At 48.7% G+C, this 6,787-nt stretch carries 7 protein-coding genes; 2 read left to right on the top strand and 5 right to left on the bottom strand.

The window, feature by feature from the left end:
- Positions 1-50: 50 nt before the first annotated feature.
- From KB235_RS15600 to KB235_RS15580, 5 genes are all read right to left on the bottom strand, one after another.
- Complete coding sequence (locus tag KB235_RS15600; protein ID WP_211781068.1) at positions 51-2,414, bottom strand: VirD4-like conjugal transfer protein, CD1115 family; 2,364 nt, start codon at positions 2,412-2,414, stop codon at positions 51-53.
- 14 nt (positions 2,415-2,428) lie between these two features.
- Positions 2,429-3,529: a hypothetical protein gene (locus tag KB235_RS15595; RefSeq protein ID WP_211781067.1), complete on the bottom strand. Its 1,101-nt coding sequence runs from the start codon at positions 3,527-3,529 to the stop codon at positions 2,429-2,431.
- Between the two features lie 66 nt (positions 3,530-3,595).
- On the bottom strand, positions 3,596-3,820 hold the full coding sequence (locus tag KB235_RS15590) for a hypothetical protein (RefSeq protein ID WP_012390467.1): 225 nt from the start codon (positions 3,818-3,820) through the stop codon (positions 3,596-3,598).
- A gap of 12 nt (positions 3,821-3,832) precedes the next feature.
- Positions 3,833-4,015 (bottom strand): hypothetical protein, encoded by a 183-nt coding sequence (locus KB235_RS15585; protein ID WP_051627825.1) that lies wholly within the window; start codon positions 4,013-4,015, stop codon positions 3,833-3,835.
- 298 nt (positions 4,016-4,313) lie between these two features.
- Complete coding sequence (locus tag KB235_RS15580) at positions 4,314-4,802, bottom strand: helix-turn-helix domain-containing protein (protein ID WP_159563769.1); 489 nt, start codon at positions 4,800-4,802, stop codon at positions 4,314-4,316.
- Between the two features lie 304 nt (positions 4,803-5,106).
- On the opposite strand from KB235_RS15580, the gene KB235_RS15575 reads away from it, so the two are divergent.
- Both KB235_RS15575 and KB235_RS15570 read left to right on the top strand, forming a co-directional pair.
- Positions 5,107-5,361, top strand: coding sequence for a helix-turn-helix domain-containing protein (locus KB235_RS15575; RefSeq protein ID WP_211781066.1), 255 nt, complete (start codon positions 5,107-5,109; stop codon positions 5,359-5,361).
- A 118-nt stretch (positions 5,362-5,479) separates the two neighbouring features.
- Positions 5,480-6,778, top strand: coding sequence for an FRG domain-containing protein (locus tag KB235_RS15570; RefSeq protein WP_211781065.1), 1,299 nt, complete (start codon positions 5,480-5,482; stop codon positions 6,776-6,778).
- The last annotated feature ends 9 nt before the right edge of the window (positions 6,779-6,787 follow it).

Genomic DNA, 6,787 nt, shown 5'->3' with positions numbered 1-6,787 from the left:
TCTGGATTCGCTTCTCTCTCGCACTCTCGGCCATGGGTTCGGCCTCCTCTCTACGGTGTACCTTGCTTCAGTTTCTCGAGTCGCTTCGCGATCATCGTGCTCAAAAAGCTCTTCTGGCTGTCGGTGACGTCGTAAACTCCTAGGTTCAGGTTCGTCTCGAACTCAGGGAGAGACATCCCACCGATGTCATGTCCCTCGAACATCGAGCGGAGGATGCTGTCCTGCAGCACGTCACGTACCGTCAAGGACTTATCTTCCTGATTCGAGGGCGTGTTCGCTTCCATCTCGTCTTCTTTCTGCGTAAAACGGATACGAATCTGTTCGAAGTCGAGACCGGCGTGACGGCATGGGATGTCGATGTCATGCAGGGAGCGGTCCGTGTCGAAATCGTCCGACAGGTATTCATACCGATATTTCATCGCCGTCTTGCCGCTCAAAAAGATCGGATACGACTGGATCCGCCGTTTCTTCGTATCCTGACGCTTGATGACACGGATGATAAGCATCTCGCCTTCCTTTAACCCCATGACTTCGGTCGCTGTCATGAGCCGGCGGCCGTCCACATTCTCCGTCTTCGATTTTTTGAGCGAGAACGTCTGTCCGGAACGCGATTTGGTGACGATGGTCGCCTCACCGAGTTTCTTCGAGATCAGTTCGGCGGTCGACTCGTCCGCGGTCAACAGATAGTGCGTATTCCCACAGTTGCCGTCGATCGTCTTCCAGTCCTCTCCGTACAGGTTCTCAAGTTGGGAGTATGCCTGAATGACAAGGTTGAAGCGCATGTTCCGGCCGAGACAGACCGTGATGATGTTGGCCATGCCTTCGATCGGCGGCATGTTGCCGAACTCATCGAGAAGGAAGACGACCTGACGCTCACATTTACCTTGTTTCGTCTGCGAGGCGACCCGGGCGAGCGCCGTGTACACCTGTTTGATGTAGAGCGACGCGATGACGTTGAATGTCGGGTCATAGTCCGGAACGATGAGGAACACCGCCACGGGACGCATCTGGTGCATTACCTCGCGAATCTGAATCGTCCCGTCGATGAAGTAGTGGAACCGTCCGCTTCCCGAGTCATGTGCTTCCAACTGGACCGTCGAAGTTCCTGAATCGGTCGAGATTTGGACGATGTCCCCGGATTTGAGCGACGACGCGTGGTACACGATGAAGCTGCCATCGTCGTCGGTCGTGAGCGCATGGGCCGTCCCATCGGGGAACGTGAATGTGAGTCGTGTCAAAGGCTCGGTCCGTCCGCTGATCCAACGGTTGAATCCGATGCGTCGCATGTCGAGTGAGTTCATCGACGTCAGCTTCCCGGTCCCGTTCAACGTGAAGATCCCAAGTTTCGCGTTCGTATTGGCCAGGATGCTCGCCCGCGTCTGCCCACCGGAGAAATGGAGCGTCGCGAATTGGAGCCGGGCCGGGTGGTTCTCCGGGAACCGCTGAAAGAACTCGTCGAGTGCCGAAATCTCCTGCCCTTGTCGCGTCACCACCGTCCGTGATCCTAAATCCGAGAGCATGAGTGCGACGTTGTACATGTTGATTTTCTCCGGCGTGTCCTTCGCCTCCTCACAGAGACCGAGGATGAGCGCCGTACACAGGTCAATCGACGAGTTGGCCCAGAACGGGTCCCGTGCCTTCGGGTCATGGTACAACATGAACGCGACCGAGCGCGCATATTGTTGGGCGAGCGAATAGTTCTCCTCGAGAAATGCGTCGATCGTCAGTTGCAACAGGTTGTACGACATCGATTGGAGCGGGTTCATCAGGTTCAACACCTCAACCTGATAGCCGCGTTGCTCGAGCGTCTCCTTCGAGGCGGCAAAGAGCTCGCCTTTTGGATCGTTGATGATCAGACTCGCTTGTTCACGCGCCCGACTGTACAGGTCGATCGTCGAGAAGACGAACGTCTCGCCCTTCCCGGAGCGGGTTGTGCCGATGACAAGGTTGTTGACTGGCGAATCATCGATGAACAGCTCGTTCTTGACCCGTCCGACGGGGACACCGCCTAATCCGTCATACCGTTTCTTCCGGTCGGGGACGCGACGGTACTGTTGCTTCAGTTCATCGAACGAGGTGAAACGAGCGCTCCCTTTTTGATTCTTCCGAAGATCGCGGAAGTTCAGCCATACCTTGCCGAACACGACCAGTCCGATGAACAGACTGAACACGATCAGTCCGATCAAGACGGTCGAAGAGGGAAGACTCACCTCCAGGAACAAAGAGGGTGAGAGCGTCGGAATCGTCGCCCCGGCCAACAGCCCGTCTTGTAATATCGGGGTCATGATTTGTCGAATGATGTTGTAGACCCCGTTCAGCAGATAAAAAATCCCGACCGGCACTATCAACAGGCAGAACAGGGCGGGGAAGATCAGACGTATCGGGAATCGTGGTGACAGAGACGGATTTCTCAATTATTTCACCTACCTTAATCTGAATAAAGAATTGTTTGCAGTTTAACTTCTTCTGCAGCGATAGCGGCTTGAATCTTCTCACGGGCCGAAGTGTCCTTACTAGAAGTTTTCTTCAATTTTCCGTTCAGTTCGTTGATCATGGCCGTGATGTCTTGATATTTATCGATCTTTACTTGTACGGCAGGGTCGTTTGTTTTGGACGCCCACTCATTCGCGGACTCGATGTCCCCGAGGTAGAGATAAGCGGTCACTTTCGCCGAGACGCGGGGAGCAGTCCATTCCACATTTTCCGTTTTGGCCACGGTCTCATAATCACGTTCCAGTGCGGCGAGGTCGAACGCGCCCTCATCGGTCGGATGTGACGCTTGGAAGTCCTGAAGCCGTTCCAATTTCTCCTGATCGGCTAGATCGAGCCCGGCCAGCTTCGTCTCGATTAGGATGGGGTCATCCGTGAGTTCGAGCGCTTTCTGGTCTGCGCCTTCTGCAAGATAGAGGTCGATCAATAGGGCATCCTCTTCCTCGGACCGGTCTTTTCGTTCCAGTAAATCGATGAGTGGGGATTCCTCACCTTGGAGCGCCTGGTCGTAAGCATTTAGCCACGTCTGTTCCCCACTGCTCCCCTGCTCAGCGTGCGCCTCTTTATCGATGAACCATTGGGTGGCAGTGAACAACGATGTGAAGAGAATCCCGGCCGTGGCCGCCCCGTAGATAAGGCGGCGCTGTAGTCGGGTCAGGCGTGATTGATAGGTCGACGATACAATCGGATTCGATTTAGCGGACGGGCGCTTATAGTCGTCCGGTGTCTCGGACTCGATCTCGTCGAGGAGCCACATCTTCTTCGCGTTATCCTCTTTTTTCATTCGGATCCGTTGCACCCGGTCCTTCACTTGATGATACAGGTTCGGATAGGTGCCTCCGGTCCCGAACGTGAACGTCCCTCGATAGAGCAGCTCGTCTTTCTGGTCGAAGAGCCGGAAGTCACCGGAACAGTTCGTTCCTTCCTCGCTAAGGATCTGGTGCAGATCATGTGTCGCGACGACGGCATCGGCGAAGGTGAGCCGCTCATAGTTCTGGATCCGCGTGTCCGGCACGTCGGTGAATCGTACAAACAGCATCTCGTTCCTCCTCTCGTTTCAAGCAACAAAAAAAGCCTTCCGATTGGAACGCTGCGTAAATGTGCATTAGAATTTGATATTCTGGTCGACCATCTCGGCGAGCGTGAATGCGCCCATGACGATGATCAGACCGACGGCGCCCCCGACAAGCCAGCCGACGGCTTTCGAGCGGCCACGATCCCCGCCGAAGATGAAGTAGAAGCCCCCGATCGCGAAGGCGATGGCCGCGGCGATAACCGCGAGTCCCTGAAAGAACTGAAGCAAGCTGAGCCCTGTCTCATTGAGTCCCATGTCGTTCCCTCCTTAGTCCTGGTGCGCCGGCGACTTGAAGCTGAGCTTCGCCTCGAGCGCCTCCATGATGAGTTCCTGGTTGTCCTGGATGACTTGTTGATGTTGTTCGTCGAGCCACTCCTCATAGTCCTTCCCACGGATGCGTAAGAGTTTCTCGGCGAAGCTACGGTTCTGTTTCTGTTCTTTTGATGCCACAGTACACACTTCCTTCCCTTGATCTCGTGATGTGCAGCAGCACATCATTAAGGACAGTCGGATTCGATGCGGTGGGTTTCTAGCGGTTCCCCCACGAACTCCGCTCCTCGTTTTGATAAGGAGCTGTACAGGGTTTTTCGATGACCCGAAACGATGCGGTGACCTTGTGGCGAGTTTTAGGCGACTCTCGCCGAACCATCTGTGCGTAGATCCCGCCCACCCGGTCACTGGTGAGGGATACGCCGATATGTGATTGGAGGAGACCATCCTTAAGGATGGGCTGCTGCGTCGATGTTGGTTACTGTCGGACTCGTTTCCGTTTTTTGACGTGGATGAGCTCGTCATCTGGGTTCTTGCGCTTGGCGAGGACGTGGGCGTCACAGACGACCGTGCGGATCCGATAGTAGAGTTGCGTCAGCTGGACCGCCTCTCCGCTCGCCTTCTCGATGCCGATGAAGCCGTGCAGTTCATACGTCTTCCCGTCGAACGTGCGGACCGAGTCGGCCTGCGGCAATTCCTTCAAGTCGAACCGGCGTCGTTCGAGCTTCGTGACGGACCGCTTCGCCCCGTATCCGAAGTCAATGGCGTCCCAAGGCACCGTTGCGAGCGTGTGCCCGAACGCGCGGGCCAGATGATCGATATCCGCGATCGAAGGCACCGAACGGTTCTGTTCATATTGACTGATGGCGGGCTGTGAAATCTCCCCGAATGTCTTCTCGGATAGTTCGACCTGTGACCAGCCCGAGAGCCGGCGGTTCTCCTTCAACCACTCCCCGAATCGATACATAAGCCTTCCCCTTTCTGTAAACCAGAGCGGCGACCAAACAGATGTTTCCTTTTGTTGGTTCCAATATAACAGGGTTAGGTTTAAAAATCATCAGTTTTCTGATATGTCAGAAATTTTACAATTGCCGATTTCTGTCGAATTCGCTCTACGCAAGGGTTTATAGCCAACAGCAACTCAATATTTTCGGTTTTGTAGCACAACTGTAAAAAAATAACGCTTTGAGTACAGAAAATAATGACAATTATTTTGATTTCAAGAGATTATGGTAGGGTAGAGGAATAGAAGACTTCATAAAGAATAAGTGATGAAGAGAGTACTTGGATCGTGGGGTGAGCAAGTGGAGTTGAACGAGGCAATCATCGAGCGGATGAAAGAGCTCGCGGCAGAACATAACATGACCATCCATCAAGTCATTCAGAGAGGTGGATTAAATCAAGCAACGATTTCAGAGTTGATGAGCGGACGCACAAAACATCCGAAAGTGAGTACAATTCAGAAGTTTTGTGATGGATTAAATATCTCTTTGAACGTGTTTTTTAATGATAAAAAATTTCTATAGAAGAGCATTTTAAAGTAAAACACATTCAATGCTTAGTGAGAATTATTTATGTTAAAATAGAAACATATATAGTGAAGACGAAGATAAAAAAGTTATTTTGCGGATTGGAGAAATTACTTTGATTCAATATTTCACAAAGATATCGGGTGGCTTCCCAGGACTATTCGAACAATTCACCCATAAATTGTATAATAACAAAAATTCATCTTCTCTTGTGTTGTTTCAAGGAAATGACGACAGGCTTTTTGTCGGTTTAGTTAAATTGTTTGGTAAGAAATCCACATCTGATTTTCTTGTGAAAGTAATCTCATGTGAAATACCCAATGAGATATTAGGTATTCATAAAGATAAATACGATTCTTTAAAAGAGAATTATTTAAGTCCAATTAAGAAAAATTTACATAGCATTGAGATACATATTGAAGATTTATCTGATTTTTTAGATATAACCGATTATTACAATAAACATAATCTTTTGTATCGAGGACAGGCTCAATCGAGTTGGGCGATTGAATCTAGTTTGTTCCGTTCTCCTTCTACTAAAAATACAGAAGCCCAATTATATTCTGAATTAAGCCAAGCAAACTATCAGGATTTCACCCGAAGTGACTTTATAGAAAATATCTGTAATATGCAACATTTAGGGATACCCACTAGATTAGTTGATTGGACAGAAAATAAACTTCATGCGCTTTATTTTTCCTGTGTAAGTAAAGAAAATGAATTATCAGATGCTGCTGTATATATGGTGTCACTTGAAGAGACAATAATATTAAATGATAATGAAGATAATCTTGTTGAATCTTTTGTGGAATACAGATTTAAAGGTCGACATGATTTGACAGACAACTTGGAAGATTTTCTTTTTACATTGAGTCGAGAAAAGAAGAAATATCAATTTTTTAAAACGAAGTATTATAATGATCGTATACGGACTCAAAAGGGACTATTCTCGATTTATTTTGAAGTTTATCCAGATGAGGCCGATGCTCTTTTGAAAAGTAAATTAAAATCGCTCTTGACTAATTTTATAAAAAGCAAAAAAATAACATTTAATCCCAATGATTTCAATGACTTCATTGTGAATGCCAAGGTTCCTTTTACAAATCAATATATCGAGAAATTCCTTGAATATTTCAAAAATGAATTAAGCTCCTACAATAAATCACTTACTCTCGATCGCATCGATAAACTAACAGGGGATTTAAAGCTAGCATTAATTGATTTAACTTCAATTGATCACTATCCTCACAAAATGAATGAAATTCTCACTTATGAAAAGCATTTGAAAATAGTTATCCCTTCTGAAAAAAAAATATACTTTATTCAACAATTAGAAGGGTTAGGGATTAATAGTAGTACTGTATATCCTGATATTGACGGAATGACAAGATATCTTAAAGAAAAATACGGATAACTACAACTG

Origin of the sequence: Exiguobacterium alkaliphilum, from assembly GCF_018138125.1 — a bacterium.
Lineage (GTDB): Bacteria > Bacillota > Bacilli > Exiguobacteriales > Exiguobacteriaceae > Exiguobacterium > Exiguobacterium alkaliphilum.
Note: the sequence above shows the minus strand (reverse complement) of the source record. Positions and strands in the feature narration are given on the sequence as shown.